Annotated in this window: 2 protein-coding genes; both read right to left on the reverse strand. The window is 58.2% G+C overall.

Going from position 1 to position 3,902, the window contains the following annotated elements; genetic code table 11:
• A partial coding sequence (locus tag V6C16_RS08935; RefSeq protein WP_442886206.1) for a sodium:solute symporter family protein occupies nt 1–939 on the reverse strand: 939 nt, incomplete at its 3' end.
• 524 nt (nt 940–1,463) lie between these two features.
• On the reverse strand, nt 1,464–3,164 hold the full coding sequence (locus V6C16_RS08940) for a sigma 54-interacting transcriptional regulator (RefSeq protein WP_333543038.1): 1,701 nt from the start codon (nt 3,162–3,164) through the stop codon (nt 1,464–1,466).
• Between the last annotated feature and the right edge of the window lie 738 nt (nt 3,165–3,902).

The raw sequence follows: 3,902 nt of genomic DNA on the forward strand, positions 1-3,902 counted from the left end.
GGTGAACAGGCCCACCATGGGGCCTGGCAGCGTTTCCATCAGGTAGATGGGTACGGCCATAAGGCCGCGGGCGTTGCCGGGGGTGACAATGGCCGCGGCAGCGCCCACAAGTACGCCCATGGCGATGAAGATGACGTTGAAACCGCCGGCGATGAGCAGGCCCTTGCGGCCTTCGTCGGCGGTCTTGCACGAGAGGGCCATCTGGAAGGCGGCCTGGGCCAGAAGCACGTTGATCAGAAACGTGCCGAACCACGCCAGAATGGTCTGCAGGCCCACGCTGGTGAGGTCGCCGTACTTGGCGTCGGTGGTCAGCAGGGCGGCTACGGCGTCAAAACCGGGGTTGATTGCGATGGCGTAAATAGCCACGGCAAACATGATCATGAAAACAAAGAAGTTGGCGGTCTGCGTCATGGCTACTGACCACATGCCGCCCGCGCTCAGGAAGACATACATGAGTGCCGCCGTGATAACCACGGAAAGCAGCATGTCCATGCCGGTGATGGCGTTGATGCATGAAGCGAAGGCCAGGGCCGTGGCAACAGACCACATGGGAAAGGTAATGGCCGTGATGCCCCCGGCAATGCCCTTGGCGGCCCTGCCGTACTTGTCGCCGATAAGGCCGGAGATGGTCACCATCATGCGCTTGCGGAACGGTCCGATGAGTACCAGCGCAATGATAAGCACGTGGGTAAGTTCCGCTACGCCGTACCACAGGGCTGAAATGCCCGTGAGGTAGGACAGTTCAAGAATGGCGATATAGGTGGAGCCTGAAAACAGGCCGGTAATGCAGAAGGCGACGGTCCAGCGGCTGAACTTGCGCCCCCCCACAAAGAAATCTTCGCCCGCCTGAGCCTTTTTCTTGGCTATCTGGCTCATGACAATGAGCAGAAGCGTATAGGCCAGGGCCAGGCCGAACATCCAAATGGCCGAAGAAGTCATAGATTGCTCCTCATGCTTCCTGAAATTTTGCGCCGCCACAGGCGGGCGCGCCCCCAAAATGGTTAACGGAACGGCCGTTTCATCCAGGTGTCCCGTACGGCCTGCGGGTTACCGACAGGTCGGGCTGCCGACCCCGCATCCTCTCTCGATCCCAGTTTCTCTGCCGCCGGCGGCAGAGAAACGTATTGCTATGCGTTTTCGGCTGGGCCGAAAGACATTCACGCTATAGCAAACATTGTTCCAAAAAGTTTTTATAATAAAAACAGAATGTTATGAGGATAGTGAAAGGTCGTGCTGGCGGGTGGGCCTGAAAAGGCCCCAGCTTGTGCGGTTGAGTAACACGATGAAATATATGTATATCGTGTTTTAGAGGCCAAAATGTCTGGTCTGGAAGCTGTGGTTCGTTATCGAACCATGTGGTTCATAAATGAACCGCAGGTTCTTTTTCGCAACCTGCGGGCATTCTGAAGCGGATATGGCGCAGAAGGGGGGTATGAAGGCGCGGATTTGTTTTTCAGAGTGGTTTAATTCTGAACCACCAGGTCGTGTTCCCGCATCTTGCGCAAAAGGGTGGCGTGCGAGATTCCCAGCGCCCTGGCTGCCGCCCGTATGCTCACCGTATTGCGCAGGGCGTTTTCAAGGCACTGCTTTTCAAAGTGCCGCATCTGTTCCCGCATGGGGGCGTTGACGGGCGGCGCTACGGAGCCGTTGGGCCGGACAATGCTTTCCCACACCGGGGCGCGGTTGCCCGACGACAGGCTGGCGATGGTCAGCCGTTCCATAAAGTTGGCAAGTTCGCGCACGTTGCCGGGCCAGGAATAGGCTTGCAGCATTTCTTCTTCCGCCGGGCTGAGGCCGCAGGCGCAGGAATATTTTTTGCTGAAGCAGGAAAGGAAGTGCTGGGCCAGGGGCAGGATGTCCTCGCGCCTTTCACGCAGGGGCGGTACGGCAAGGGGAATGACGTTGAGGCGGTAATAGAGGTCCTCGCGAAAGGTGTTTTCGCGCACCATCTTGAGCAGGTTTCTGTTGGTCATGGCAATGATGCGCACATCCAGCCTGACGGGCTTGCGCCCGCCGATGCGGTAGATGACGCCTTCCTGAAGGGCGCGCAGCAGCTTGACCTGAAGGGTCAGGTCCATTTCGCCCACTTCGTCCAGCATGAGTGTGCCTTCGTGGGCCACTTCCAGCATGCCCGTCCGGCTGGCGTTGGCTCCGGTGAAGCTGCCTTTTTCATAGCCGAAGAGCTCCGCCTCCTGCAGATGCTGGGGGATGGTTCCGCAGTTTATCTGCACCAGCGGGCCGTTGCGGCGTTTGCTGTGGTTGTGGATGTGCATGGCCACAACCTCTTTGCCCGCGCCTGTTTCGCCGGTGATGAGCACGGTGGAGTCCACGCCGCCAAGGCGCGCGGCCTCGTCCAGCAGGCGCAGCATGGCGGGGTTGTGGGCGATGGTTTTTGTTCCCTTGAGGCTGGCTTCCTGAAAGGCCGCCAGCTTGCGGCGACTGTTTTCGGCCTCTTCCTGAAGGCGGGTGACTTCCGTCATGTCCTGAGCGGACAAAACGCAGCGGAAGAGGCGCTGATCTGCATCAAAAATGGGCGTGGCAGAAAAAATCACCTGCTTGCCGTTGCAGTCCTCCAGCAAGGTTCCGGCGCTTTTACGCGAATGCAGGGTTTTTTTGAGCAGATCGGCCACGGCCTTCATGGCAGGACTGGCGGGCCGGTTTATGCTGTCGCAATCCGGCAGGAGAAAGCGGATTTTGTCGTTGGTATACAGGGCGTTGCCGTTGGTATCAAAAATGATGATGCCGTCCGTGGCGCAGTTTATGACCGCGCTCAGTTCCCGGTTATGGCAGTCGGCGCTGCAGAAGGCCTTGTAAATTTTATGGATAAGCTCTTTCTTGGTGAGCACGCCCACGAGCCTGTCGTCGTGGTCCAGCACCAGCATCCTGTCGATGGGCATGCTGCATGCCATGCCGAATGTGGCGTCGTTGCGTATGCTCACAAGATCCACGTCCATGACTTCGCTGATGGGCGTTTCAAAAGACTTGCCCGCGCGTATGGCCTGCACGAGGCGAAATATGGTCAGAATGCCGCGCACTTTCTTGTTTTCGTCCAGAATAGGCACGCAGTTGACCCCGTGGCGCTCATAAACGGGCAGGGCGTCCTTGAGCAGATGCCCTGGCGTCAGGGTTTCGGGATTGTCGTGCATGACTTGTTCGACAAGCATACTTTCTTCGGGCAGTGCGGGCATGGAATGTCTCTGGGTTTGATGACCGGCTCGGCTTGAGCGGCGCTTTCCCGGCCTGGCCGGGCGTGTGGAGCGTTGGGCCGGATGTTTTATGCCGCACCCGGCACTGGGCAGGCGGTTGCCGCAAGGCGCAGACTCCGCCATGCGCGTCAGAGGGAACAGAAAGCCGTAGGGCTTTGGTTCTGGCTGGCGCGGCAAAGCAACATACAGCGACGTGCTGCCGCTGCAAAGGGCGGCAGGCGGCAATCTCCAGGGCATTTCAACGTTGAAATGCCCTGGCGGCTGCGTGAGCAGACGCCTGCCGTGGAGGCACAAGCGCAATTTATTGTGCGGTTAAGTGCCGGAACGAGCGTGTCTTAAATTTTGAGAATATGTATTCTCAAAGTTAGTCTGCTCTAGACAGTGTCGTCACGAGATAAATTTCCTTGGTATATCAAGGAGAACGAGCCTTTTATGCAGGGAGTGTACTCTTATGGTACTCGACCGGAATAAAAGGCGAAGTTCGACGCGGAGATACCGGGAAAGGCGCTCGTGACGACACTGTCTAGTTAGGTACTGCCGGGCTGTTGGCAATAGCCTGCCCGGCTCGGCTCCCGCATTTTTGGGGGCGGCGAAAACGCGGAAAAACCTTGTCGGCCGCGTCTGCGTTGAGCAGACACGGCCGACAGAAAACACGGTACGCGCGGCGAAGCTTTTGGTTGCGCGGCTCCGGGGCGG

It is taken from the genome of Desulfovibrio sp. 1188_IL3213, assembly GCF_036763145.1.
Classification (GTDB): Bacteria; Desulfobacterota; Desulfovibrionia; order Desulfovibrionales; family Desulfovibrionaceae; genus Desulfovibrio.